This is a genomic window from Rhodococcus sp. NPDC059968, from assembly GCF_042738615.1.
Lineage (GTDB): Bacteria > Actinomycetota > Actinomycetes > Mycobacteriales > Mycobacteriaceae > Rhodococcus_F.
Genome location: NZ_JBHWUE010000080.1, coordinates 1 through 25,447 on the forward strand (window position 1 = coordinate 1; position 25,447 = coordinate 25,447).

The window sequence follows — 25,447 nt, forward strand, 5'->3', positions numbered from 1 at the left end:
GCTCCCTTCGCGTGACTTCTTCGAGCGCACGGCATCCCGGCCGGGCCCCGTCGTGGGGGGGCCCCCACCCCCCCCGGGGGGGGGGGGCGCCTCGACAAGCCCCCCCCCCCCCCTCCGTGTCAGCAGTGGTGGGTGGTCAGACCGTGAAACCGAGCGCGCGCAACTGCTCGCGGCCGTCCTCGGTGATCTTGTCGGGGCCCCACGGCGGGAGCCACACCCAGTTGATCTTCAGTTCGTTGCACAGACCGCTACGCACGAGCGCGCCCCGTGACTGGTCCTCGATGACGTCCGTCAGCGGGCAGGCTGCCGACGTGAGCGTCATGTCGAGGGTCACGACATCCTCTTCCTCCGTGATCCCGTACACGAGGCCGAGGTCGACGACATTGATGCCGAGTTCGGGGTCGACGACGTCGCGCATAGCCTCCTCGAGCTCCTCGAGGCGTTTCGGGTCGGTAATAACACCCGACGCGGCGGTGGCGGTCTCGCCGCCCTGGTCGGCCGTCGCCTGCGCGGGTACGGCCGTGGCGTCCGCCTCCGGCGTCTGCGTCTCGCTCATGATGCCTGTCCTCCGATTCGAGCTGGTTCGCCGTCTGCTGTCGGAACGGCCGAATCCTGTTCGTCCACGACCCGGTCGTCCACTATTTGAACAACCGCGTCCTTGAATGCCATCCAACCCAGCAGCGCGCATTTCACACGCGCCGGGTACTTCGAGACGCCGACGAAGGCGATGCCGTCCCCGAGGACGTCCTCGTCCCCCTCGACGGTACCGCGGCTGCTGACCATCTCGTTGAATGCGGCAACGGTCTGCAGGGCCTGCTCGACGGGCATACCCACCACCTGATCGGTGAGCACCGACGTCGACGCCTGGCTGATGGAGCAGCCCTGGCCGTCGTACGACACATCCACCACGGTGCCGTCGTCGGCGAGCTGCACGCGCAGCGTCACTTCGTCACCGCACGTGGGATTGACGTGGTGGACTTCGGCGCCGAACGGTTCGCGCAGGCCGCGGCCGTGGGGATGCTTGTAGTGGTCCAGGATCACTTCCTGGTACATCTGTTCCATTCTCATGCAGGAACCTCCCCGAAGAACTCCTGTGCACGCCGCACCGCTGCCGCGAGAGCATCGACCTCGCCGAGCGTGTTGTACAGCGCGAACGACGCCCTCGCCGTGGCCGCGACACCGAAGCGACGGTGCAGGGGCCAGGCGCAGTGGTGGCCGACGCGGATGGCGACCCCCTCGTCGTCCAGGATCTGACCGAGATCGTGGGCGTGGATTCCATCGACCACGAACGACACGGCCCCGCCACGGTCCTCGGCGGTCGTGGGTCCGATGATGCGCACGCCGTCGATGGCGCCGAGCGCTGCCAGTGCCGCCTCCACCAGGGTGTGTTCGTGCGCCGCGACCGCGTCCATCCCGATCTCCTCGAGATACCGGACCGCGGCACCGAGCCCGACGACCTGGGACGTCATCGGAACGCCGGCCTCGAACCGCTGCGGGGGCGGCGCGTAGGTGGTGCGTTCCATCGTGACGGTCTCGATCATCGAGCCACCGGTGATGAACGGGGGCATCGCGTTGAGCAGTTCGCGGCGCCCGTACAGGACACCCACGCCGGACGGGCCGAGCATCTTGTGCCCCGAGAAGGCCGCGTAGTCCACACCGAGGGCGTGGAAGTCGACCGCCATGTGCGGGACGGACTGGCATGCGTCGAGTACCACCAGCGCGCCGACCGCGCGGGCGCGACGCACCAACTCCTCGACGGGTGCCACCGCTCCGGTCACGTTGGACTGGTGGGTGAACGCCACGACCTTGACGGCGTCGGTCAGCTCGAGCGAATCGAGGTCGATCCGGCCGTCGTCGGTGACGCCGTACCAGCGCAACGTCGCACCGGTGCTGCGCGCGAGTTCCTGCCACGGCACGAGATTGGCGTGATGCTCGAGTTCGGTGATGACGATCTCGTCACCGGGGCCGAGGTGCCGCTCGAACCGGTCGTCGCCGAGGACGTGGGTGACGAGGTTCAGTGACTCTGTCGCGTTCTTGGTGAACACGAGTTCGTCGCTGTCGGCCCCGACGAACGCCGCGATCGCCGCACGCGCGTTCTCGTATGCGTCCGTGGCCTCTTCGGCGAGCTGGTGAGCGCCTCGGTGCACGGCCGCGTTACAGGTGGTGAGGAACTCCCTCTCGGCATCGAGCACCTGGTTCGGGCGCTGTGACGTCGCGCCCGAATCGAGGTACACCAGCGGTTTTCCGTCGCGGACCGTACGCGCCAGGATCGGGAAGTCCTGCCGGATCCGGGTGACGTCGAATACGCGCACCGAGGTGGTCATCTGCGTTTATGCTCCTTGCGTTGCTGCAGCCTGGGTGAAGCGCTCGTAACCGTTCGCCTCGAGCTCGTCGGCCAGTTCCGGTCCGCCCGACTCCACGACACGACCGCCGACGAACACGTGGACGTATTCCGGCTTGATGTACCGGAGGATGCGCGTGTAGTGCGTGATCAGCAGGATTCCGCCGTGCTGGCGCTCCTTGTAGCGGTTCACACCCTCGGAGACGACGCGCAGGGCGTCGACGTCGAGACCGGAGTCGGTCTCGTCGAGGATCGCGATCTTCGGCTTCAGGAGACCGAGCTGCAGGATCTCGTGACGCTTCTTCTCACCGCCGGAGAAACCTTCGTTGACGCTGCGCTCGCCGAACGAGGGGTCGATGTCCAGCTCGGTCAGCGCTTCCTTGACTTCCTTCACCCAGTGGCGAAGCTTCGGGGCCTCGCCACGGACTGCGGTGGCCGCGGTGCGCAGGAAGTTGGACATGGAGACGCCGGGGACCTCGACGGGGTACTGCATCGCGAGGAACAGTCCCGCACGGGCGCGCTCGTCGACGCTCATCTCGAGGACGTCCTCACCGTTGAGAGTGATGGAGCCCGAGGTGATCTGGTACTTGGGGTGACCCGCGATGGCGTACGACAGCGTCGACTTGCCGGACCCGTTGGGGCCCATGATCGCGTGGGTCTCGCCGGAACGAACCGTCAGGTTCACACCCTTGAGGATGTTGATCGGTTCGGCGTTCTCGTCGGTGTTCGCGACGTCGACGTGCAGGTCCTTGATTTCCAGGACCGAGGTTTCGGGGGTGGAAGCGTCAGGGGTAGACATTGTGATCCTTCGAAGAAATGGGGAGTAATGGTCCGGCGGCGCGGGTCACACGCCGACTGCGGCGAGTTCGGTCTCGACAGCTGCCTCGAGGCGCTCGCGAATCTCGGCGACGGCGATCTTGTTGATGATCTCGTGGAAGAACCCGCGCACGACGAGTCGCCGTGCCGCGTCTTCGGGGATTCCGCGGGCGCGCAGGTAGAACAACTGCTCGTCGTCGAATCGACCTGTGGCGCTGGCGTGGCCGGCACCCACGATCTCACCGGTCTCGATCTCCAGGTTCGGAACCGAGTCCGCGCGGGCACCGTCTGTGAGGACGAGGTTGCGGTTCAGCTCGAACGTGTCGGTGCCTTCGGCCGCGGCGCGGATCAGCACGTCGCCGATCCAGACGGTGTGGGCGTCGGGCTTTCCCGAATTCGGATCACCCTGCAGGGCGCCCTTGTAGACAACGTTGGACTTGCAGTGCGGCTGCGAGTGATCCACGAGCAGTCGCTGCTCGAAGTGCTGTCCGGCGTCGGCGAAGTACAGGCCCAGCAGTTCGGCGTCGCCGCCCGGGCCGTCGTACTTGACGGTCGCGGACAGGCGGACGAGGTCGCCGCCGAGGCTGATCGCGTTGTGCCGCAGCACCGCGTCACGGCCCAGCCGCGCGTGATGCGACGCGACGTGTACGGCGTCGTCCGCCCAGTCCTGGACGGCGACCACGGTGAGTCGGGCGCTGTCGCCGAGAACGAACTCGACGTTCTCGGCGAACGTGCCGCTGCCGCGCTGGTCGATGACGACGGTCGCCTTCGCGAAGGCTTCGAGCCGGATCTGCAGGTGCCCGAAGGCGACCTTGCCCTCACCCGGGCCGGTGACCGTGATGTTGATCGTTTCCGCGACCTCGACCTCACGACCGACGGTCACGACGGTGGCCGTCTCGAAACCCGAGTAGGCCTGCGCGGCCACCCGGTCGGCGGGAACGCCGGCCTTGCCCAGCCGGTCGTCGTCACGCCCGACGGTCTCGACCCGGACGGAGTCCGGACCGGAGACGTCGACGGTGACCGTGCCGTTCGCGACGGCCGTTCCGTCGTGCAGTCCGCGGAGGCGGCGCAGCGGTGTGAACCGCCAGACCTCGTCACGACCACCCGGGATCTCGAAGGCGTTGACGTCGAACGAGGTGAAGACCTCACCCTTGTTGGCGATCGGCGAGCCGGTGGCGGTCCGCGCTATCCGCGGATTCTCGCCTGCGACGGCTCCCGCGACTCCGAGATTCTGGACACCAGTTTCTGGCGTGGTCACTAACCCACCGCCCCTTCCATCTGCAGTTCGATCAGGCGGTTCAGTTCCAGGGCGTACTCCATCGGGAGTTCCTTGGCGATCGGCTCGACGAAGCCGCGCACGACCGTGGCCATGGCCTCGTCTTCGGTGAGCCCGCGGCTCATCAGGTAGAACAGCTGGTCGTCGCTCACCTTCGAGACGGTGGCCTCGTGGCCCATGGTCACGTCGTCCTCGCGGATGTCGACGTACGGGTAGGTGTCCGAGCGGCTGATCTGATCGACCAGCAGAGCGTCACACTTGACCGTCGACTTGGAACCGTGAGCACCCTTGTTGACCTGGACGAGACCGCGGTAGGACGCGCGTCCACCGCCACGCGCCACCGACTTGCTGATGATGGTCGACGACGTGTACGGCGCGAGATGCAGCATCTTGGCACCGGTGTCCTGGTGCTGTCCCTCACCGGCGAATGCCACGGAGAGAACCTCGCCGCGAGCGTGCTCGCCCATCATCCAGACGGCCGGGTACTTCATGGTGACCTTCGACCCGATGTTGCCGTCGATCCACTCCATGGATCCGCCGGCCTCGACCTTGGTGCGCTTGGTGACCAGGTTGTAGACGTTGTTCGACCAGTTCTGGATGGTCGTGTAACGGCAGTGGCCGCCCTTCTTCACGATGATCTCGACGACCGCGGAGTGCAGGGAGTCCGACTTGTAGATCGGCGCCGTGCAGCCCTCGACATAGTGCACCGAGGCGCCCTCGTCGACGATGATCAGGGTCCGCTCGAACTGGCCCATGTTCTCCGTGTTGATGCGGAAATAGGCCTGCAGCGGGATGTCGACGTGCACGCCCGGCGGGACGTAGATGAACGAGCCACCCGACCACACCGCGGTGTTCAGCGCGGAGAACTTGTTGTCGCCGGCCGGGATGACCGTGCCGAAGTACTCCCGGAACAGCTCGGGATGCTGCTTGAGGCCCGTGTCGGTGTCGAGGAAGATCACGCCCTGCGCCTCGAGGTCCTCACGGATCGAGTGGTACACCACCTCGGACTCGTACTGAGCCGCGACACCGGCGACGAGGCGCTGCTTCTCGGCCTCGGGGATGCCCAGCCTGTCGTACGTGTTCTTGATGTCCTCGGGCAGGTCTTCCCAGCTCTCGGCCTGCTTCTCGCTCGAGCGCACGAAGTACTTGATGTTGTCGAAGTCGATGCCCTCGAGGTTCGATCCCCAGTTCGGCATCGGCTTCTTGTCGAAGGTCTTCAACGCGCGCAGGCGGATGTCGAGCATCCAGTCCGGCTCGCTCTTCTTCGCCGAGATGTCGCGCACGACGTCTTCGGACAGACCGCGCTGCGCACTGGCACCGGCCTCGTCGGAATCGGACCAGCCGTACCCGTAATGCCCGAGTGACGCGATGGTCTCTTCCTGCGTGAGCGGCTCGGCGTTGGCCGACGCAGTGGATGTCACCTGGTCTGATGTGACGGTCATGCGAGCTCCTTCCGGAGTCTTGTTACGAGACCGGCGAGGGCTGGTCGCCGGTGGAAAACAGGTTGCTGACTAGGGGATCTATCGGGAAAGGTTTGTTATTTGGGACCGGATGGCGGGACGAGTGGAACGTGGGTGGTGCATGCGCAGTCACCGTTCGCGATGGTCGCGAGCCGCTGGACGTGGGTGCCGAGCAGTTGGGCGAACGCTTCCTGCTCGGCTTCGCACAGTTCCGGGAACTCCTCGGCCACGTGTGAGACCGGGCAGTGGTGCTGGCAAATCTGTACGCCGTTGCCGACCGGGCGCGTCGATGCCGCGAATCCTGCGGTGGTGAATGCGTCGGCGATGGCGTCGGCGGTGGTTTCGAGGCCCTCGGCGCTCTGCTCGGCTGCCGGGGTCACGTTTCCGACGATTGCCTGGACTCGGCGACGAGCGAAGTCGGTGATCGCGGCGTCTCCCCCGACCTCCCGCAGTTGACGCATGGCCGCGCCGGCGAGATCGTCGTACGCGTGGCCGAGCCTGCCGCGGCCCTTGGCGGTGATCTGGAAGTATTTGGCGGGCCGTCCCCGTCCGCGGTGACGCACGGCGACGGAGGACGCCTCACGCGCCTCACCGGATTCCAGGAGCGCGTCGAGGTGGCGGCGGACACCGGCGGCACTCAGACCGAGGCGGGTTCCGATTTCCGACGCCGTGATCGGCCCCTCCTCGAGGAGGAGTTTCACGACGGCAGCTCGGGTGTGGCCTTCGTGGCCGACGGCGACGGGTGACGCGGTTCCGACAGGCGCCGCCGAGGAAGGCGCGTGAACTGCGCTTTCCTTCGTTGCACGTGGTGTCGTCTCCGTTTTCACAACACCAGTGTGACGGAATTCGAATCCCAGGTCTACTAAGGGTGCCCTGCCTTGCACCTGTGATTATGTGCTGCCCGGGCCCGGGAATACTGGCCGAACCGGCTGTGTTCGGCGCACCGCTACGCTGCCTGTGTGCCGCAGACCCCCGAGAACCCGGAGCCGACCCGCGCGGAGCCGACCTTCACGGCTCGCGCCGGTCTTCGACATCCGGCCGAGCTCGCTCGGCGGGCGCTGGGCATCGACGGCCGCTCCCCGCGCCCCTCGGTGGCGGCCGCGTTGCACGGCGACGAGCCGGAAACCGCGGGCCTGAACGAGCAGGAGACCGCGCAGCTCCGCGGAATCCGCCGGTTCGGCGCGACCGGAGCCGTTCTGATGGCGGTGGGCGCACTGGGCGCCGGCGCCCAGCCCGTACTGCAGAACCCTGTCCAGGGTCTCCGCGTCATCGGTCTGCCCGCCCGGATCCCCAGCGTCGCGTTGACGCTCACCATGACCGGCACCGTGATGATCGTGCTCGCGTGGCTCCTCCTCGGACGCTTCGCGATCGGCAGTCTGCACTCCGGGGCCGTGCGACGGCTCAACCGGTCCCAGCTCGACCGCACCCTGCTGCTGTGGATCATCCCGCTGTCCGTCGCGCCGCCGATGTTCAGCAAGGACGTGTACTCGTACCTCGCGCAGAGCGAGATCGCGGCCCGCGGGCTCGATCCCTACGCCATCGGTCCCGCGGGTGCGCTCGGCGTCGATCACGTGCTGACCCGGACCGTGCCGACGATCTGGCGCGACACGCCGGCGCCGTACGGTCCACTGTTCCTCTGGATGGGGCGCGGGATCAGCTGGCTGACCGGCGAGAACATCGTCGCGGGGATCTTCCTGCACCGGCTCCTGGCCCTCGCCGGTGTGGCAATGATCGTGTGGGCGCTCCCCCGGCTGGCCCGGCGCTGCGGCGTCGCCGACGTCAGCGCACTGTGGCTGGGCGCCGCCAACCCCCTGCTGCTGTTCCACCTGGTCGCGGGAATTCACAACGAGGCCCTGATGCTCGGCCTCATGCTGGCCGGAATCGAGCTGGCGCTGCGGGCCGTCGAACGGTCGGGGCCGATCCGCGGGCAGTCCCTACTCCTGCTGCTGTCCGGCGCGGCACTCATCGCGCTGTCGTCGACGATCAAGATCCCCTCGCTCCTCGCGCTGGGATTCGTCGGGATGGCGCTGGCCCGGAGATGGGGCGGAACCCCGAAAGCGGTGCTCACCGCGGCCGCCCTGCTCGGCGGGGTAGCCCTGGCGGTCACCCTGGTCATCAGCACGTCCAGCGGCCTCGGCATCGGCTGGGTGCACACTCTCGGCACCGCGAACGCGGTCCGCAGCTGGATGTCCATCCCCACGCTGCTCGGGCTGGGCACCGGACTGGCCGGGGTCCTGCTGGGCCTCGGCGATCACACGACGGCGGTGCTGAGCCTGACCCGGCCGATCGCGGCCGTCGCTGCGGCGTTCATCACGCTGCGGATGCTCGTCGCCACGCTCGTCGGCCGCATCCACGCGGTCGGCGCGCTGGGACTGTCCCTCGGCGCGGTCGTCCTCCTCTTCCCCGTGGTGCAGCCCTGGTATCTGCTGTGGGCGGTCCTGCCGCTCGCGGCCTGGGCCACGGCGCCCGCCTTCCGCGTCCCCGCCATCGTCTTCTCGTCCATCGTCAGCGTCATCCTGATGCCGAACGGCGGCGAGTACCAGCCCTTCGTCATCGTGCAGGCCGCCATCGCCACCATCTTCACGGCCGGAACGCTGATCGTGATCACCCGCAACCGGCTACCCTGGCGAGTCGGTTCGGAGCAGCAGCCGACCGTGCCGGACCCGCAGGATCCACCCCGGGACGACGCCGACGCGGAAAGCCGGGGCACCGGCCGGGTCACACCAGGCCAAGGCTTACGCTGATTCCCCGTGACCTCGCGAACGCCCGGATCGGCGCAACCTGCTGTACGCCTGGAAGGCGTGGTGAAGACCTTCGACGGTGTGAGGGCCGTCGACGGACTCGATCTCACCGTCGAACCTGCACAGGTGGTCGCGTTGCTCGGTCCCAACGGCGCGGGTAAGACCACCACCGTCGAAATGTGTGAGGGCTTCGTCCGCCCGGACAGCGGCACCGTCCGCGTCCTCGGACTCGACCCGGTCGCGGATGCCGGCGCCGTCCGGGCCCGGATCGGGGTGATGCTGCAGGGCGGCGGCGCGTACCCCGGTTCCCGCGCCGGTGAGATGCTCGACCTCGTCGCGGCCTATTCGGCCGACCCCCTCGACCCCGACTGGTTGCTCCGCAGCCTCGGACTCGAGGATTCCCGCCGCACTCCCTACCGCAGGCTGTCGGGCGGGCAGCAGCAGCGCCTGTCCCTGGCCTGCGCGCTGGTCGGCAGGCCGGAACTGGTCTTCCTCGACGAACCCACCGCCGGACTCGACGCCCAGGCCCGCCTGCTGGTATGGGAACTGATCGACGCACTGCGCCGCGACGGCGTCAGTGTGCTGCTGACGACGCACCTGATGGACGAGGCCGAGGAACTCGCGGACCGGCTCGTCATCATCGATCACGGGTCGATCGTCGCGGCGGGAACGCCCGCCGAGGTCACCAGCCGCGGCGCCGAAGGGCAGCTGCGGCTCAGCGCCCCCGCCGGCCTGGACACCGAGCCCCTCGCGAGAGCCCTCCCCGACGGTTTCCGGGTGGCCGAGTCCGGACCGGGCACCTACCTCGTCGAAGGACCGATCGACCCGAAGGTGGTCGCCTCCGTCGCGTCGTGGTGCGCCGATCTGGACGCCCTGATCAGCGACATCCGCGTCGACCAGCGCAGCCTCGAGGACGTCTTCCTCGAACTCACCGGCCGGGAACTGAGGGGATGACGATGAGCACCAGTGACCGTCTGACGGAAAATCGTTTCGCCCCGGGCACGTTCACACCCGACCCCCGCCCGAGCGGCGCGGCGGTCATGTTGCGGGCGCAGACCGCGCTCGAACTCAAACTGCTCCTACGCAACGGCGAACAGCTGCTGCTGACCATGTTCATCCCGATCACGCTTCTGATCGGCCTGTGTCTGCTGCCCATCGGCGACCTCGGAACGTCGCGGGTCGACAAGGTGGTGCCCGCAGTCATGATGGTGGCGGTCATGTCCACCGCGTTCACCGGCCAGGCCATCGCGGTCGGCTTCGACCGCCGGTACGGGGCCCTCAAGCGGCTCGGCGCCACTCCCCTGCCGACATGGGGAATCATCGCCGGGAAGAGCGCCGCCGTGGTCATCGTCGTCGCCCTGCAATCGGTGCTCCTCGGTTCGATCGGGCTGGCGCTCGGCTGGCGTCCGAGTGCGTGGGGACTCGTCCTCGGCGCCGTGATCATCGCCCTGGGCACCGTGACGTTCGCGGCGATGGGACTGCTGCTCGGCGGCACCCTCCGCGCCGACATCGTCCTCGCCCTGGCCAACATCCTGTGGTTCGTGATGGTCGGCGTCGGCAGCGTGGTGTTCGCCGCCGGCGACCTGCCCTGGCTCCTCCACACCGGGGCCCGGCTGATTCCGTCCGGTGCACTCGCGCACGCGCTGGACGCCGCACTGTCGGGGTCGGTGGACCTGCTCAGCGTGGTGGTCCTCGTCGTCTGGGGTGCGGCCGCGGGAGCCCTGGCGGCCCGGACGTTCCGATTCACGTGACCCGCCGAACAGCGGCCCGCCGCACCCGCACCGTCGGCACCGTTCTGGCAGTCCTGCTCGCCGTCCTCGGCTGCGGCACCCTGCCCGCGGACGCTGCACCGCAGTGGGGACCGCCCGCCGCACCGAACCCGTTCCTCGGACCCGCAGGCACGTCCACGATGCACGGCGACGCGGGGTCCACCGACGTGACTCCGCTGCCCGGTCCCGGCACCGGCCCGGTCACCCTGTCCGCGTACCCGCTGGTGTCGGCGTGCCCGACCCTCCTGCAGGGTTCCGACCGGCTCGTCGTGGCCTTGTGCACGTCCGTGGCCGGCCAGGTCCCGACCGTTCACCTGATCGACCCCGCCGCCCCCGCGGCCCCGTTCGGCGGCTCGCTCGCCACGTTCGCGCTGGCGAAGGGCAGCCTCCTGGGCGGTGTATACGCGTTCCTCGACAACGGCAACCGGCTGGTCGTGGTGGACGGAAACCGTCAGCTACTGCGCCTCGGACATTCGACGGATCCCGACGGCCGCTGGCGGATCACCGTCGACTCGCACGTCGACCTGTCCGGCAGTGTTCCGCCGGGCGACAACGTGACCGGACTGACGCCGGACTGGCAGGGCAACGTCTGGTTCGCCACGGGTGGCGGCGTCGTCGGAGCCGTGGATCGCGCCGGTGTCGCGCACGCTCTGCCGCTGGCTGCCGGCGAACAGGTCCAGAACAGCATCTCCACCTCTCCCGCGGGCACGGCGGTCGCGACGACGCACGCCCTGTACCAGTTCACGCTCCGCGACGGTGAGGTGCGCGTGGACTGGCGGCGTGACTACGACCGCGGTCCGGACCGGAAGCCGGGGCAACTCAGCCACGGCACCGGGTCCACCCCCACCTACTTCGGGCCGTCGACCGGCAGCGATTTCGTCGCGATCGTCGACAACGCCGACCCGCAGGTGAGTCTTCGGGTCTTCCGCGCCGATTCCGGTGACGAGATCTGCACCCTTCCGGTGCTCGGCCGCCCGGGCGGCAGCGAGAACTCACCGATCGGCATCGCCAATTCGGTGTACGTCGCCGGGACGTACGGCTACCCGTATCCCGCCGTTCCGGACGGCGCGGGCCCGGCGGTTCCGACCAACGCCCCCTTCACCGGCGGCATGACCCGTGTCGACATCGACCCGATCGGCTGCCACCAGGTGTGGAGCAACGACGTCCGCAGCGCGGCGGTGCCCCATCTCTCGACCGGTGACGGGCTGCTGTACACCGTGATCCGTCACGGGTTCGACGTCACCACACCCCTGGACGGCTTCTCGTTCGCGGTGATCGATCCGGCGGACGGCTCGGTCGAGCACACCAGCCCGCTCCCCGGCACCGCCGTCAACGACACCCTGCAGATGTCCGGACTCGTCACCGACACCGGGGACTTCTGGCAGGGCACGGTGACCGGCATCCTGCGGATTCGCGGCGAGTAACACGGAGTCGAGCGCGCCGCCACCAGCCCAACGACACGCTGTAGTTGACGGCCCTCTACCATCGACGTCGTGCTGTATCGCGGGTTTCTGAGCCTGGTAGACCGTCTCCCCCTTCCGTCGCTGACCGTGCAGCGTGTCATCGCGTTCGCGGTGATCCTCACGCAGGGCGGTATCGCCGTCACCGGAGCCGTCGTGCGGGTCACCGCCTCCGGCCTCGGCTGCCCCACCTGGCCGCAGTGCTTCCCCGGCAGCTTCGTGCCGGTCGGGCACGGCGAGGTCGCGGTCATCCACCAGACGGTCGAGTTCGGCAACCGGTTGCTCACGTTCGTCGTCGTCGTGGCCGCGGCCCTGATCGTCCTCGCGGTCACCCGCGCCCGCCGCAGGAAAGAGGTCCTCGTCTACGCATGGATGATGCCCCTCGGCACCGTCGTGCAGGCCGTCATCGGCGGTGTCACTGTGCTCACCGGATTGCTGTGGTGGACGGTGGCGGTGCACCTGCTCGCGTCGATGGCGATGGTGTGGCTGGCGACTGTGATGTACGCGAAGATCTGCGAACCCGACGACGCGCCGGCGATCGACGTGATTCCCGCCCCGCTGCGGTGGCTCACCGCGCTGTCGGGTGTCGCGCTGGCCGGGGTGCTCGCCGCCGGAACGCTGGTCACGGGCGCCGGACCGCACGCGGGAGACAAGAGTCTCGACCGCGTCGTTCCCCGCCTCGAGGTGGAGATCGTCACGCTCGTGCACCTGCATGCCCAGCTGCTGGTGGGCTACCTGGCGTTGCTGGTCGGCCTGTGCTTCGGCTTGTACGCCGTGGGCGCCACCCGCGCGGTGAAGGTCCGCGTGCAGGTTCTGCTCGCGCTGGTGGTGGCGCAGGCGCTGATCGGACTCGTCCAGTTCTTCACGGACGTTCCCGCGGTCCTGGTGGCATTCCACGTCGCGGGAGCCGGGCTGTGCACCGCCGCCACCGCGGCGGTGTGGGCTGCGGGACGCACCCGCGAGTACGTCACGCAGCCCGACACCGCGAGCGTCTAGCGCTCGTTGCGGGCCTTCGGGAAGCGCGTCTGCCGCGCGACCCAGCCGGCCATCTTCTGGAAGTGGCCCTTGCGGGGCGTGACGATGCTGGTGATCGCGCGATCCCACTCCGAGACAGTGACGTCGTCCAAGGACGCGACGACGGCGTTCGCGGTGGCGAGATCCTCGACCACCTGATCGCCGAGGATGCCGTCGGCTCCGACCAGCGTGATGCGCACGCCGGCGAGTCCGATCGGCTGGATGACGGCACTGGCGGAACCGCCGTGCTCGGCCACGAACTTCTTGATCGCGTCGACCGTGCGGGACGGGAGCGAGGGCGCCGGGCTCGCGGGCGCCTGTTCGGCATGGGTGTCGGTACTCATGACCCCGAGAATACTGGGCGGTAGTGGCGTCGTGTCCGCCAGGCTCGGTGCGGCGCCCCGCGCCGTGTAGAACTGAAACCATGCGCGCTATACAGGTTTCCCGTCTCGGTGGTCCCGACGTCCTCGAACCGGCAGAGGTTCCCGAACCCCGGATCGGATCGACGGATCTTCTGGTTCGCACCGACGCGATCGGCATCAACTTCATCGACACCTACTTCCGGACGGGGCTGTACCCGCGGCCGCTGCCCTACATTCCCGGAGACGAGGGCTCCGGAGTCGTGGAGGCCGTCGGCGGCGACGTGACCGGTATCGCTCCCGGCGACCGGGTGGCCTGGTGCTCCGCCCCCGGCAGTTACGCCGAGAAGGTGATCGTGCCCGCGGCGGTCGCGATCGCCGTCCCCGACTCCGTGCCCGCCCCGCAGGCCGCGTCCGCTCTGCTGCAGGGAATGACGGCCCACTACCTGGCCCACTCGACCTACCCGATCCAGTCCGGCGACACCGTCCTCGTCCACGCCGGAGCGGGCGGCGTCGGTCTGCTGCTGACCCAGATGGCGGCCACGCTGGGCGCGCGGGTGATCACCACCGTGTCCTCCGACGCCAAGGAGCAATTGTCCCGTGACGCCGGCGCACACGAGGTGCTGCGATACGACGACGACATCGCCGCCCGGGTGCGTGAGGTGACCGACGGAGAGGGCGTCGCCGCCGCCTACGACGGTGTCGGCGCGTCCACGTTCGAGGCCAGTCTCGCGTCGGTGCGAATCCGGGGGACGGTCGCGCTGTTCGGCGCGGCGAGCGGCCCGGTGCCGCCATTCGATCCGCAACGGCTGAACCCGGCCGGTTCGCTGTTCCTCACCCGGCCCACACTCGCGCACCACATCCGCAACCGTGAGGAACTGGCGTGGCGGGCGGGGGACGTGTTCTCCGCCTTGGCGGACGGTTCGCTGACGGTCCGGGTGGGCGCGGAGTACCCGCTCGAGCGGGCCGAGGACGCGCACCGCGACCTCGAGGCGCGTGCGACGACGGGATCGATCGTGCTGGTGCCCTGAGGCGAACGGTCAGCTCAGCAGGCTGCCGACGGTCTGCAGTCCCAGAACCGAGTCGACGGCGAGACCGACGAAGACGATGGCCAGATAATTGTTGGACTGCAGGAACAGGCGGAGCGGTTTCACGGCCGCTCCGCCGCGGACGCTGCGGTACAGCTGGTGGGCCATGAGCAGGAACCAGGCACCGGCGACGAGGGTCACGGCGGCGTAGACGACACCCGCGGCGGGCACGAGCACGAGGGACGTGATCACCATCGCCCAGCTGTACAGCAGGATCTGCTTGGTGACGTGCTCTTCGGTGGCGATCACCGGCAGCATCGGGACACCGGCCGCCTTGTAGTCCTCCTTGTACCGCATGGCGAGGGCCCACGTGTGCGGCGGCGTCCAGAAGAAGATGACCAGGAACAGCACGATGGGCTGCCAGCTCAGCGACCCGGTGACCGCCGACCAGCCGACCATGACGGGCATGCAGCCCGCGGCGCCGCCCCAGACCACGTTCTGCCAGGTCCGGCGCTTGAGCACCATCGTGTAGACGAGCACGTAGAACGCGATGGTCAGGACGACCAGGCACCCGGCGAGGAGATTGGTGCGCCACCACAGCCAGAGGAACGACGCGACACCGAGCGTCATGCCGAACACGAACGCGTGGGACGTCGGCACCGCGTCGCGGGCCAGCGGCCGGCGGGCGGTGCGTTTCATGACCTTGTCGATGTCGGCGTCGACGACGCAGTTGAGGGAGTTCGCGCTCGCCGCGCCCATCCATCCGCCGAACAGTGTGCTGAGGATCAGCAGAATGTCGACGTTGCCGCGATCCGCCAGCAGCATCGCCGGGATGGTGGCGACCAGCAGCAGCTCGATCACCCGCGGCTTGGTCAATGCGATGTAGGCCAGGACCTTGCCCGTGACGCGACCGAGCACCGTACCGGTGTCGGTCGCGCGGGGGGCGGGGCTGGGGCTGCCGAAGCCGTGTCCGCTCGGCTGATGCCCTGTCCGCACGTTCTCTCCTCGCACCACGCGTAATTCCACATCCGATTGCCGGCGCCTGCTCCCGAAGTCCTTCGCGACGGCCGGCCATCTACTACAAACGATGGTAGACCGCCGTAATGCGCGAACCGAATCGACCCGGATACGACCGCACACTAGGCTGGAGACGCACAAGAGGCCCACGCATCCTCAGGCTCCACGTTCACCCATGTCAGGAGACTTCTGCCCGTGTCGATCACAGACGACATCCACGTTCTCACGCAACCGGTTCACCCCGCCGACTGGACCGAACTGGACACCAAGGCCGTCGACACCATCCGGGTGCTCGCCGCGGACGCGGTGCAGAAGGTGGGTAACGGCCACCCCGGCACGGCCATGAGCCTCGCCCCCCTCGCCTACACCCTCTTCCAGCGCGTCATGCGGCACGATCCCACCGACGCCGACTGGATCGGTCGCGACCGGTTCGTCCTGTCCTGCGGGCACTCCAGTCTCACCCTCTACATCCAGCTGTACCTCGCCGGCTACGGGCTCGAACTCGAAGACCTTGAAGCGCTGCGCACCTGGGGCTCGAAGACCCCCGGCCACCCCGAGCACGGCCACACCCGCGGTGTCGAGATCACCACCGGGCCGCTCGGGCAGGGCCTCGCCTCCGCCGTCGGCATGGCCATGGCCGCCCGCCGCGAACGCGGCCTCTTCGACCCCGAGCCCGCGCTCGGCGACAGCCCGTTCGACCATCACATCTACGTCATCGCCTCCGACGGGGACATCGAGGAGGGCGTCACCTCCGAAGCCTCCTCCATCGCCGGCGTCCAGCAGCTCGGCAACCTGACGCTGATCTACGACGACAACGAGATCTCCATCGAGGACGACACCGCCATCGCGCTGTCCGAGGACACCGCCGCCCGCTACGAGGCGTACGGCTGGCACGTGCAGATCGTCGAGGGTGGCGAGAACGTCGTCGCCATCGAAGAGGCACTGAACAAGGCCCGCGAGGTCACCGACAAGCCGTCGCTGATCCTGCTCCGCACGATCATCGGCTTCCCCGCACCGACCAAGATGAACACGGGCGCGGCGCACGGCGCCGCCCTCGGTGCCGACGAGGTCGCGGCCGTGAAGAAGGCTCTCGGCTTCGATCCGGACAAGACGTTCGAGGTCGCCGACGAGGTCATCGCCCACACCCGCAAGGTCGGCGAGCGCGGCGCGCAGGCACACAAGGAATGGCAGGCCCAATACGACGAGTGGACGCAGCGCGCCCCGGAGGGCAAGAAGCTGCTCGACCGTCTGATCGGCCGCGACCTTCCCGCCGGCTGGGCCGACGTCCTCCCCACCTGGGAGCCGGATCCCAAGGGCGTCGCGACCCGCAAGGCGTCCGCCGCCGTCCTCAACGCCGTCGGACCGGTGCTCCCCGAACTGTGGGGCGGCTCCGCCGACCTCGCCGAGAGCAACAACACCACCATCAAGGGCGCCGACTCCTTCGGTCCCGAAACCATCTCCACCCGGATGTGGACGGCCCAGCCGTACGGCCGCACCCTGCACTTCGGGGTCCGCGAGCACGCCATGGGCTCGATCCTCAACGGCATTGCGCTGCACGGACCGACCCGCCCGTACGGCGGCACCTTCCTCGTCTTCAGCGACTACATGCGTCCCGCCGTTCGGCTCGCCGCGATCATGAAGACCCCGGTCACCTACGTGTGGACGCACGACTCCATCGGACTCGGCGAGGACGGGCCCACCCACCAGCCGATCGAGCACCTCGCCGCGCTGCGCGCGATCCCCGGCCTGTACGTCGTGCGGCCCGGTGACGCCAACGAGACCGCCCACGCCTGGCGCGCCGTCCTCGAGAAGGGCGCCGACGAGGCCACCCGCGCTCCCGCCGGCCTCGCCCTGACCCGCCAGGACCTGCCCGTCCTCGAAGGCACCAGCTACGAGGGTGTCTCCCGCGGCGGCTACGTCCTCGCCGACGCCTCCACCGGGACACCGGAGGTCGTGCTCATCGGCACCGGATCCGAGCTGCAGCTCGCCGTCGCCGCCCGTGAGACCCTCGAGGCCGACGGCATCCCCACCCGGGTCGTGTCCATGCCCTGCGTCGAATGGTTCGACGCCCAGGACCAGGCCTACCGTGACAGCGTCCTCCCCCCGACGGTCAAGGCGCGGGTCTCCGTCGAGGCCGGCATCTCGATGCCCTGGTACCGCTTCGTCGGCGACGCAGGCGAAATCGTCTCCATCGAGCACTTCGGCGCGTCCGCCGACTACAAGACCCTGTTCCGCGAGTTCGGCTTCACCGCCGAAGCCGTCACCGCCGCCGCACAGCGCTCGCTCGCACGCGTGAAGGGATAAAACGCCATGACTCAGAACCCCAACCTCCAGAAGCTCTCCGAAGCAGGCGTCTCGGTGTGGCTCGACGACCTCTCCCGTGACCGCATCGAGTCCGGCAACCTCGCCGAGCTCATCGCGACCAAGAGCATCGTCGGTGTCACCACCAACCCGTCGATCTTCCAGGCCGCACTCAGCAAGGGCCACGTCTACGACGCACAGGTCCGGGAGCTCGCCGAGCGCGGTGCCGACGTCGAGGCCACCATCCGCACGGTGACCACCGACGACGTGCGCGCCGCATGCGACGTCCTCGCCCCGCAGTTCGAGGCGAGCCACGGCGTCGACGGCCGGGTGTCCATCGAGGTCGACCCGCGCCTCGCCCACGACGCCGACAAGACCGCCGCGCAGGCCGTCGAACTGTGGAAGATCGTCGACCGCCCGAACCTGTTCATCAAGATCCCGGCCACCGAGGCGGGCATCCCGGCCATCGCCAAGGTGCTCGGCGAGGGCATCAGCGTCAACGTCACGCTGATCTTCTCCGTGGAACGCTACGAACTCGTCATGGGCGCCTACCTGGACGGCCTCGAGGCCGCGAAGGCGGCCGGTCACGACCTGTCCCGCATCCACTCGGTGGCCTCGTTCTTCGTCTCCCGCGTCGACACCGAGATCGACAAGCGGCTCGACAAGATCGGCACCCCCGAGGCGCTGGAGCTGCGCGGCAAGGCGGCTCTCGCCAACGCCCGTCTCGCGTACGGCGCGTACCAGCAGGTCTTCGAGGTGCAGCCGCGGTTCCAGGGTCTGCTGCCGAGCGGTGCGCGCCCGCAGCGCGCGCTCTGGGCGTCGACGGGAGTCAAGAACCCCGACTACCCCGACACTCTGTACGTCGCCGAACTGGTGGCTCCGAACACCGTGAACACGATGCCCGAGAAGACTCTCGACGCGTTCGCCGATCACGGTGAGGTCGCCGGCGACACCGTGTCCGGCACCGCGGTCGAGGCGCAGGAGGTGTTCGACAAGCTCAGTGCCGTCGGCATCGATCTCGCCGACGTGTTCAAGGTCCTCGAGGTCGAGGGCGTCGACAAGTTCGAGGTGTCCTGGAACGAACTCCTCGAGGCCACCGCGGAGCAGCTGCGCGCAGCAGGGCAGAAGAGCTGATACGTGAGCGAGCCCGCAGCGTCAGACGATTGGGTCAATCCACTCCGCGACAGTAGGGACAAGCGCCTACCGCGCATCGCCGGGCCGTGTGCGCTGGTGATCTTCGGTGTCACCGGCGACCTGGCCCGGCGCAAGTTGATGCCCGCCATCTACGATCTGGCCAATCGTGGTCTTCTGCCGCCCGGGTTCGCTCTCGTCGGGTTCGCCCGCAGGGATTGGTCGGACGAGGACTTCTCCAAGATCGTCCACGATGCCGTGCGCGACCATTCCCGGACGCCGTTCAGGGAAGACGTCTGGGAGCGACTGTCGGAGGGCCTGCGTTTCGTCAAGGGCAGCTTCGACGACCCGGCGGCCTTCCAGGAACTTGCCCACACACTCGGGACGCTGGAGCGGGAACGCGGGACCGGCGGCAATCACGGGTTCTATCTCGCGATTCCGCCGGACGCGTTCCCGGTGGTCCTGAAGCAGCTGTCCGAGGCGGGTCTCGCGCAGTCGAACGATGACCAGTGGCGTCGGGTCGTCATCGAGAAGCCGTTCGGACACGACCTCGAGAGCGCACGTGAGCTCAACGCGGTCGTGAACGAGGTCTTCCCCGAGGACACCGTGTTCCGGATCGACCACTACCTCGGCAAGGAGACGGTTCAGAACATCCTGGCGTTGCGCTTCGCCAACCAGTTGTTCGATCCGATCTGGAACGCCCACTACGTGGATCACGTCCAGATCACCATGGCCGAGGACATCGGTCTCGGTGGACGTGCCGGGTACTACGACGGCATCGGGGCGGCGCGCGACGTCATCCAGAATCACCTGCTTCAACTCCTCGCGTTCACCGCGATGGAGGAGCCGATCAGCTTCGAACCGTCCGAGTTGCAGGCGGAGAAGATCAAGGTGCTCTCCGCCACCAAACTGGCCCAGCCGCTCGACGAGACCACCGCGCGCGGCCAGTACGCGGGCGGCTGGCAGGGCGGTACCCGAGTGGTCGGCCTGCTGGAGGAGGAAGGGTTCTCGAAGGACTCCACCACGGAGACGTTCGCGGCCATCACCCTCGAGGTCGACACCCGCCGCTGGGCGGGTGTGCCGTTCTACCTCCGCACCGGGAAGCGGCTCGGCCGTCGGGTCACCGAGATCGCCGTGATCTTCAAGCGCGCACCGCATTTGCCGTTCGATCAGACGATGACCGAGGAACTGGGGCAGAACGCCCTCGTCATCCGGGTGCAGCCGGACGAGGGTGTGACCATGCGGTTCGGGTCCAAGGTTCCGGGGTCGAGCATGGAAGTCCGCGACGTCAACATGGACTTCAGCTACGGTCAGGCGTTCACGGAGTCGTCGCCCGAGGCGTACGAGCGGCTCATTCTCGACGTACTCCTCGGTGAGCCCTCGCTGTTCCCCGTCAACGCCGAGGTGGAACTGTCCTGGGAGATCCTCGACCCCGTGCTCGAACACTGGGCTGCGGACGGCAGGCCGGAACCGTACGAGGCCGGCACGTGGGGCCCGCCGTCGGCAGCCGAAATGATGCACCGCACCGGTCGCGAATGGAGAAGGCCGTAGATGATCACCGACATTCCCGCGACCACCACCGGACAGGTCAACAAGAAACTGGTGGAACTGCGCAAGACCGGCGGCGCGGTGACCCTGGGACGAGTGCTCACGCTGGTGGTATGCACCCGCGACAGTGAGTACTCCGAGGACATCATCGACGCCGCCAACGAGGCGAGCCGGGAGCATCCGTGCCGCGTCATCGTCGTCGCCTGGGGGTCCCGTGACGCGGAACCCCGCCTGGACGCGCAGATCCGCGTCGGCGGCGACGCCGGCGCGTCGGAGGTCGTCGTGCTCCGCCTGTTCGGCGAACTCGCCGACCACGAGAGCAGCGTGGTGGTGCCGTTCCTCCTCCCCGACACGCCCGTCGTCGTGTGGTGGCCGGAGACCGCCCCGGAGGTCCCCGCCGAGGATCCGGTGGGCAAGCTGGCGATCCGCCGCATCACCGACGCGACCGATCGTGCGGATCCGGCCGCGGAGATCAAGAGCCGCCTCGCGTCCTACTCGTCCGGTGACTCGGACCTGGCCTGGAGCCGCATCACCTACTGGCGTGCGCTCCTGACCTCGGCCGTCGACCAGCCGCCGCACTCGCCGATCACGTCGGCGGTGGTGTCCGGACTGGTGGACGAGCCCGCCGTCGACATGATCGCGGGGTGGTTGGCGAGCCGCGTCGACGTCCCCGTCACCCGGCGGGTCGGCCCGTTGTTCGTGGAGATCAACTTCGCCAACGGTGGTGCGTTGACCATCAGCCGCCCCCAGACGGGCACCACGGCGACGCTGTCACGCACCGGCAAGCCCGATGCGCGGGTGGCGCTCCGCAGGCGCGAAACGAGCGAGTGCCTGGCCGAAGAACTACGCAGACTCGACCCCGACGAGGTCTACGAGACCGCGCTCGCCGGGCTGACGAAGGTGACGTATGAGTGACATCCACGTAGAAGTCCACCCCGACACCGACACGCTGGTGACGAAGGCCGCGGAGCGGTTCGTCGACACCGTCGTCGCCGCCCAGAAGGACCGCGGTTCGGCGGCGGTGGTCCTCACCGGTGGTGGAACCGGGATCGGCCTGCTCGAGAAGGTCCGGCAGAACCCGGGCGACATCGACTGGCGCGCGATCGACATCTACTGGGGTGACGAGCGCTTCCTGCCGGCCGGCGACCCGGAACGCAACGACGTGCAGGCGCGGGCAGCGCTGCTCGATCACGTCGACGTCGACCCCGACCGGGTGCACACCATGCCCGTCGCGGACGGCATCTACGAGAACGATCCGGAGGCGGCCGCTGTCGCGTACGCGCAGGTGCTCGGGGCGCACGCCGACGGCAAGCAGGTTCCGGTCTTCGACGTCCACCTGCTCGGCATGGGCGGTGAGGGACACGTCAATTCGCTGTTCCCCGACACCGACGCGGTACGCGAGGAGCACCGGTTCGTCGTCGCGGTGACGGACTCCCCCAAACCGCCGCCGGTGCGGGTCACGCTGACCCTCCCGGCGGTCCGGCACGCCGACGAGGTGTGGCTCGTCGTGTCGGGCGACGCCAAGGCCGAGGCCGTGGCCGCCGCGATCGCGGGCGCTCCCCCCGTCGAAATCCCGGCGTCCGGGGCGCGCGGACTGTCGGCCACCCGGTGGCTGCTCGACACGTCGGCCGCTTCCCGGCTGCCGAACTGACGCTCTCATCCGACGGGGTCCTCGTCGTCGTCCGCCGGTAACCCGGCGGGCGACCGAGGATCCCGATCGACCGGTGACCGGGTGACCCGGCATTCGGTGACGATCCGACCGGCGCGATGTGGGCTCGCCGTGCTCGTCCCCCGCCGTCCGATTCCCCCACGCCAGTAGTCCGGGTTGCCCGCGCAGCGCCTCATCCGTCGCCCCAATCCGTCTCGGAAACGTTCGTGCTCTTTCCCGTTTTGACGCGGCGGCGGACGGTTCGGTTCCCCCGCCCCGCAAGAAAGTTCACGCACTTCTCGCGGGGCGGGGGAACCGGCCCCGCTACCCGCTGTTGCGCAGCGCGGTCGCCAGCCCGTTCATCGTGAGCTGGATGCCGCGGCGCGTCTGATCACCGTCGTCCCCGGCCCGGTAGCGGCGCAGTAGTTCCACCTGCAGGTGGTTGAGGGGCTCGAGGTACGGGAACCGATTGTGCACCGACCTCTCCAGGCCGGGATTGTCGGCGAACAGGGTGTCGTTCCCGGTGATCTCCTTGTACATCCGGATGGTCCGCTCGTGTTCCTCGGCGATCTTGCCGAACACCCGTCGGCGGAGTTCCTCGTCGGGAACCAGTTCGGCGTAGCGGGCGGCGAGACCCATGTCGGACTTCGACATCACCATGGCGAGGTTCGACAGCACGGTCCGGAAGAACGGCCACTTCTCGTACAGGCGGGACAGCGTGGCCACCCTCTCGGGGTCGCCCTGCGTCCATTCCTCGAACGCCGCACCCGTTCCGTACCACCCGGGCAGCATGACCCGGGACTGACTCCACGACAGCACCCACGGGATGGCCCGCAGGTCGGAGATGGACGTGGTCTGCTTCCGTGAGGCGGGGCGGCTGCCGATGTTGAGGGCCCCGATCTCCGCCACCGGAGTCGACATCTCGAAGTACTCCACGAATCCGGGTGTCTCGTGCACCAATTCGCCGTAGGCGCGGCGGGCCAGCGCAGCGAGCTCGTCGAGGATGCGGTACGCCGGTTCGGCGTCGTCGCCGAGTCCTTCGACGTCGAGCAGGGTGGCTTCGAGGGTCGCGGCGAGCAGCGTTTCGAGATTGCGTTGCGCGAGGCGGGGTTCCGCGTACTTGGCGGCGATCACCTCGCCCTGTTCGGTGATCCGCAGCGACCCGGCCACCGCACCGGGCGGTTGCGCGAGGATCGCCTCGTAGCTGGGGCCGCCGCCGCGACCCACGGTGCCGCCGCGACCGTGGAAGAGCCGCAAGCGGATTCCCGTCTTGCGGGCGGTGTCGACGAGATCGAGCTCGGCGCGGTACAGCGCCCAGTTGGCCGCCAGGTAGCCGCCGTCTTTGTTGGAATCGGAGTACCCGAGCATCACTTCCTGGGAGTCGCCGCGCGACGTCACCAGGGCCCGGTAGATCGGTACCTCGAGCGTAGCCTCGAGGGTGGCGGCCCCCTGCTGCAGGTCCTCGATCGTCTCGAACAGTGGCACGATGCCCACCGGGCAGGACGGCGCCTCCCCCGATCCGGGGTCGAGCAGACCCACCTCCTTCAGCAGCACAGCGGCCTCGAGCATGTCACTGACGGAGGTGCACATGCTGATGATGTAGTTGGGCACGGCGCCCGCGCCGAGTGTCCGCACCGCGTCGGCGCCCGCCTGGACAATGGCGAGCTCCTTCGTCGTCAGCTCGCTGAACTCCGCGTTCGCGGTGGTCAGTGGGCGCCTGGTGGACAGCTCCGCCGACAGCAACTCCACCCGCTCGTCCTCGGACAGCGACGGGTAGTCGGCGTGCACGCCCGCCCACGCCAGCAGCTCGGCGACGACGGTCTCGTGCACGTCCGAGTTCTGCCGCATGTCCAGTCCGGAGAGGTGGAAACCGAACACCTCCACCGAGTCCCGCAGGTTCGCCAGCCCATCGTCGGCGATGGTGCCGTCGCCGCCACGCCGCAGGGAGTCGTCCACGATGTCGAGTTCGTCGAGCATCTGCCGCGGGGTGTCGTACGGTGCGAGCCTGAGGTCGAGCCCGTGGTCGGGTGCCTCACCGAGAATGCGGTGCGCGGTGGCGGTGAGACGCCCCCGGATGCCCCGCACCGCGCGCCGGTAGGGCTCGTCGGCGCGGAACGGTGAATCGTCCTGCGACGACGCGGCCAGGAGGTCGAGCGCGGGGGTGACGGTGACGAGGCGAGCCGACATGGACAGTTCGCGCTCGAGCGTGTCGAGTTCCCCGAGGTGGTGCTCGAGGGCGGTGGCCGCGGCACGGGTGGTGGCCTGCCGGACCACCTCGTCGGTGACGTACGGGTTGCCGTCGCGGTCTCCGCCGATCCACGAGCCGGGGCGAAGAATCGGTTCCCGGCCCAGATCCGCGTCCGGCCACCGCGATCGCAGGGCGCTGCGCAGTTCGGCGTTGATCTTCGGGACGACCTCGAACAGTGCCGCGTCGTAGTACCGCAGCCCGACCTCGATCTCGTCCTGGATCCGCAACCGCGACAACCGGATCAGCGCGGTCTGCCACAGGGTGAGGATCTGCCGCCGCAGCCGGACGTCCACGTCGGCCGTCTCGGTCTCGGTCAGGGCGGTGCGCTCGCGGTAGCGCATCAGTTCGGTGATGCGGGACTGGGTCTCGAACACCGTGCGGCGGCGGGTCTCGGTGGGATGGGCGGTGATGACCGGCGACACGAGCGCCCCGCGCAACGCGTCCGCGACGACGGCGCTGTCGAGGTGCGCGGCGTCGAGTTTGGCGAACGTGGCGGTCAGGGTGCTGTCGGGGGCGGGTTCACCGGCGGCGACGTGGACGGCGCGCCGGCGTTCGCGGTGGATGTCCTCGGCGAGATTGGCCAGCAGGGCGAAGTGGCTGAAGGCCCGGATGACGGGAATGGTGTCGCTCGTGGACACGTGGGTGAACATGTCCGCCAGATCCGCGCGGTCGATCTCGGAACGACGAACCCGGAACGATTCGACCCTGGCCTTCTCGACGAGGTCGAAGACGCTGTCCCCGGCCTGTTCCCGCACTATCTGACCGAGGATGCCGCCCAGGAGCCGAATGTCTTCGCGGAGTGGTTCAGTGGCCTCACGTGGGGTTTCGATCATTCATCCAGTATCGACCGGTGACGGCCCGTTTGCATGATGAAGTCGATCAGCCGAACTTGATCTCCAGGCCGATGCCGATGATCGCGATCAGCCAGATCAGGCCTGTGAAGACGGTGAGCCGGTCGAGGTTCTTCTCGACCACGGTGGAACCGGACAGGCTCGACTGGACGCCGCCGCCGAACAGGCTGGACAGACCGCCGCCCTTACCGCGGTGCAGCAGCACCAGCAGAATCAGCAGCAAGCTGGTGACCACCAGCAAGATATCCAGGAACAGTTCCATGTCTGTCTACGTCCACCCATCCAGTAGGAACAACAACGACCTCGTACACCCTACAGGCGCTCCGCGCCCGTGGGCCGTTACGGGACCGAACCCCACCCGCAAGGCGCACCGGCGCCCGCCGCGCCCCACCGCCCAGGGCCCCCCCCGGCCGACCCCCGCCACCGGGCGGAAAAGGAG

General features: G+C 68.6%; 22 protein-coding genes. 11 read left to right on the top strand and 11 right to left on the bottom strand.

Annotated elements, in window-relative coordinates; translation table 11 throughout:
- Positions 1 to 136: 136 nt before the first annotated feature.
- The 7 genes from ACFWAY_RS40105 to ACFWAY_RS40135 form a co-directional block, all read right to left on the bottom strand.
- On the bottom strand, positions 137 to 556 hold the full coding sequence (locus ACFWAY_RS40105) for a metal-sulfur cluster assembly factor (RefSeq protein ID WP_378452686.1): 420 nt from the start codon (positions 554 to 556) through the stop codon (positions 137 to 139).
- Positions 553 to 1,068: a Fe-S cluster assembly sulfur transfer protein SufU gene (gene sufU / locus ACFWAY_RS40110; protein ID WP_072942076.1), complete on the bottom strand. Its 516-nt coding sequence runs from the start codon at positions 1,066 to 1,068 to the stop codon at positions 553 to 555. Before sufU ends, ACFWAY_RS40105 begins: the two co-directional genes overlap by 4 nt.
- Positions 1,065 to 2,324, bottom strand: a complete 1,260-nt coding sequence (locus ACFWAY_RS40115) for a cysteine desulfurase (RefSeq protein WP_378514481.1) — start codon at positions 2,322 to 2,324, stop codon at positions 1,065 to 1,067. Before ACFWAY_RS40115 ends, sufU begins: the two co-directional genes overlap by 4 nt.
- A gap of 6 nt (positions 2,325 to 2,330) precedes the next feature.
- Entirely contained in the window at positions 2,331 to 3,140 is an 810-nt protein-coding gene (gene sufC, locus ACFWAY_RS40120) for a Fe-S cluster assembly ATPase SufC (RefSeq protein ID WP_015890658.1), read from the bottom strand.
- Positions 3,141 to 3,185: 45 nt separating this feature from the next.
- On the bottom strand, positions 3,186 to 4,415 hold the full coding sequence (gene sufD, locus ACFWAY_RS40125; protein ID WP_378452684.1) for a Fe-S cluster assembly protein SufD: 1,230 nt from the start codon (positions 4,413 to 4,415) through the stop codon (positions 3,186 to 3,188).
- Entirely contained in the window at positions 4,415 to 5,875 is a 1,461-nt protein-coding gene (gene sufB, locus ACFWAY_RS40130; RefSeq protein WP_073369838.1) for a Fe-S cluster assembly protein SufB, read from the bottom strand. Before sufB ends, sufD begins: the two co-directional genes overlap by 1 nt.
- A 95-nt stretch (positions 5,876 to 5,970) precedes the next feature.
- Positions 5,971 to 6,720, bottom strand: coding sequence for a helix-turn-helix transcriptional regulator (locus ACFWAY_RS40135; protein ID WP_378452683.1), 750 nt, complete (start codon positions 6,718 to 6,720; stop codon positions 5,971 to 5,973).
- Between the two features lie 132 nt (positions 6,721 to 6,852).
- Here ACFWAY_RS40135 and mptB point away from each other — a divergent pair, with 132 nt between their 5' ends.
- The 5 genes from mptB (at position 6,853) to ACFWAY_RS40160 (ending at position 12,859) form a co-directional block, all read left to right on the top strand.
- Positions 6,853 to 8,637: a polyprenol phosphomannose-dependent alpha 1,6 mannosyltransferase MptB gene (mptB, locus tag ACFWAY_RS40140; protein ID WP_378514482.1), complete on the top strand. Its 1,785-nt coding sequence runs from the start codon at positions 6,853 to 6,855 to the stop codon at positions 8,635 to 8,637.
- 6 nt (positions 8,638 to 8,643) lie between these two features.
- Complete coding sequence (locus ACFWAY_RS40145) at positions 8,644 to 9,588, top strand: ABC transporter ATP-binding protein (RefSeq protein ID WP_037203409.1); 945 nt, start codon at positions 8,644 to 8,646, stop codon at positions 9,586 to 9,588.
- Positions 9,585 to 10,385, top strand: a complete 801-nt coding sequence (locus ACFWAY_RS40150; RefSeq protein ID WP_378514483.1) for an ABC transporter permease — start codon at positions 9,585 to 9,587, stop codon at positions 10,383 to 10,385. Before ACFWAY_RS40145 ends, ACFWAY_RS40150 begins: the two co-directional genes overlap by 4 nt.
- Complete coding sequence (locus ACFWAY_RS40155; RefSeq protein ID WP_378514484.1) at positions 10,382 to 11,827, top strand: hypothetical protein; 1,446 nt, start codon at positions 10,382 to 10,384, stop codon at positions 11,825 to 11,827. The genes ACFWAY_RS40150 and ACFWAY_RS40155 overlap by 4 nt, the downstream gene beginning before the upstream one ends.
- A 69-nt stretch (positions 11,828 to 11,896) precedes the next feature.
- Positions 11,897 to 12,859: a heme A synthase gene (locus tag ACFWAY_RS40160; protein ID WP_378514485.1), complete on the top strand. Its 963-nt coding sequence runs from the start codon at positions 11,897 to 11,899 to the stop codon at positions 12,857 to 12,859.
- Here the strand turns inward: ACFWAY_RS40160 and ACFWAY_RS40165 are convergent.
- Positions 12,856 to 13,221 (bottom strand): hypothetical protein, encoded by a 366-nt coding sequence (locus ACFWAY_RS40165; protein WP_378452679.1) that lies wholly within the window; start codon positions 13,219 to 13,221, stop codon positions 12,856 to 12,858. The two genes, ACFWAY_RS40160 and ACFWAY_RS40165, sit on opposite strands and share 4 nt — an antisense overlap.
- Before the next feature lie 80 nt (positions 13,222 to 13,301).
- Between ACFWAY_RS40165 and ACFWAY_RS40170 the strand changes: the two genes are divergently transcribed.
- Positions 13,302 to 14,267, top strand: a complete 966-nt coding sequence (locus ACFWAY_RS40170; RefSeq protein WP_378514486.1) for a quinone oxidoreductase family protein — start codon at positions 13,302 to 13,304, stop codon at positions 14,265 to 14,267.
- A gap of 9 nt (positions 14,268 to 14,276) precedes the next feature.
- On the opposite strand, the gene ACFWAY_RS40175 is transcribed toward ACFWAY_RS40170, so the two are convergent.
- Positions 14,277 to 15,260: a heme o synthase gene (locus ACFWAY_RS40175; RefSeq protein ID WP_378514487.1), complete on the bottom strand. Its 984-nt coding sequence runs from the start codon at positions 15,258 to 15,260 to the stop codon at positions 14,277 to 14,279.
- A gap of 216 nt (positions 15,261 to 15,476) precedes the next feature.
- Between ACFWAY_RS40175 and tkt the strand changes: the two genes are divergently transcribed.
- The 5 genes from tkt to pgl are packed head-to-tail and all read left to right on the top strand — an operon-like array spanning position 15,477 to position 21,912.
- Complete coding sequence (gene tkt, locus ACFWAY_RS40180; protein ID WP_378452676.1) at positions 15,477 to 17,585, top strand: transketolase; 2,109 nt, start codon at positions 15,477 to 15,479, stop codon at positions 17,583 to 17,585.
- Positions 17,586 to 17,591: 6 nt separating this feature from the next.
- Entirely contained in the window at positions 17,592 to 18,716 is a 1,125-nt protein-coding gene (gene tal, locus ACFWAY_RS40185) for a transaldolase (RefSeq protein ID WP_378452675.1), read from the top strand.
- Positions 18,717 to 18,719: 3 nt separating this feature from the next.
- A complete protein-coding gene (zwf, locus tag ACFWAY_RS40190; RefSeq protein WP_378452674.1) occupies positions 18,720 to 20,264 on the top strand; it encodes a glucose-6-phosphate dehydrogenase in 1,545 nt (514 codons plus the stop codon).
- Positions 20,265 to 21,176 (top strand): glucose-6-phosphate dehydrogenase assembly protein OpcA, encoded by a 912-nt coding sequence (gene opcA / locus ACFWAY_RS40195; RefSeq protein WP_378452673.1) that lies wholly within the window; start codon positions 20,265 to 20,267, stop codon positions 21,174 to 21,176.
- A complete protein-coding gene (gene pgl / locus ACFWAY_RS40200; RefSeq protein WP_378452672.1) occupies positions 21,169 to 21,912 on the top strand; it encodes a 6-phosphogluconolactonase in 744 nt (247 codons plus the stop codon). The genes opcA and pgl overlap by 8 nt, the downstream gene beginning before the upstream one ends.
- Positions 21,913 to 22,233: 321 nt before the next feature.
- Here pgl and ppc read toward each other — a convergent pair whose 3' ends face one another.
- Entirely contained in the window at positions 22,234 to 24,990 is a 2,757-nt protein-coding gene (ppc, locus tag ACFWAY_RS40205; RefSeq protein WP_378514488.1) for a phosphoenolpyruvate carboxylase, read from the bottom strand.
- Between the two features lie 46 nt (positions 24,991 to 25,036).
- Positions 25,037 to 25,270 (bottom strand): preprotein translocase subunit SecG, encoded by a 234-nt coding sequence (gene secG / locus ACFWAY_RS40210; RefSeq protein ID WP_005241788.1) that lies wholly within the window; start codon positions 25,268 to 25,270, stop codon positions 25,037 to 25,039.
- Positions 25,271 to 25,447 lie beyond the last annotated feature (177 nt).

Coding starts and splice junctions, on each gene's coding strand:
- ACFWAY_RS40105 (WP_378452686.1), bottom strand. CDS start 556: ATGAGCGAGACGCAGACGCCGGAGGCGGACGCCACGGCCGTACCCGCG.
- sufU (WP_072942076.1), bottom strand. CDS start 1,068: ATGAGAATGGAACAGATGTACCAGGAAGTGATCCTGGACCACTACAAG.
- ACFWAY_RS40115 (WP_378514481.1), bottom strand. CDS start 2,324: ATGACCACCTCGGTGCGCGTATTCGACGTCACCCGGATCCGGCAGGAC.
- sufC (WP_015890658.1), bottom strand. CDS start 3,140: ATGTCTACCCCTGACGCTTCCACCCCCGAAACCTCGGTCCTGGAAATC.
- sufB (WP_073369838.1), bottom strand. CDS start 5,875: ATGACCGTCACATCAGACCAGGTGACATCCACTGCGTCGGCCAACGCC.
- ACFWAY_RS40150 (WP_378514483.1), top strand. CDS start 9,585: ATGACGATGAGCACCAGTGACCGTCTGACGGAAAATCGTTTCGCCCCG.
- ACFWAY_RS40165 (WP_378452679.1), bottom strand. CDS start 13,221: ATGAGTACCGACACCCATGCCGAACAGGCGCCCGCGAGCCCGGCGCCC.
- ACFWAY_RS40170 (WP_378514486.1), top strand. CDS start 13,302: ATGCGCGCTATACAGGTTTCCCGTCTCGGTGGTCCCGACGTCCTCGAA.
- tal (WP_378452675.1), top strand. CDS start 17,592: ATGACTCAGAACCCCAACCTCCAGAAGCTCTCCGAAGCAGGCGTCTCG.
- opcA (WP_378452673.1), top strand. CDS start 20,265: ATGATCACCGACATTCCCGCGACCACCACCGGACAGGTCAACAAGAAA.
- pgl (WP_378452672.1), top strand. CDS start 21,169: ATGAGTGACATCCACGTAGAAGTCCACCCCGACACCGACACGCTGGTG.
- ppc (WP_378514488.1), bottom strand. CDS start 24,990: ATGATCGAAACCCCACGTGAGGCCACTGAACCACTCCGCGAAGACATT.
- secG (WP_005241788.1), bottom strand. CDS start 25,270: ATGGAACTGTTCCTGGATATCTTGCTGGTGGTCACCAGCTTGCTGCTG.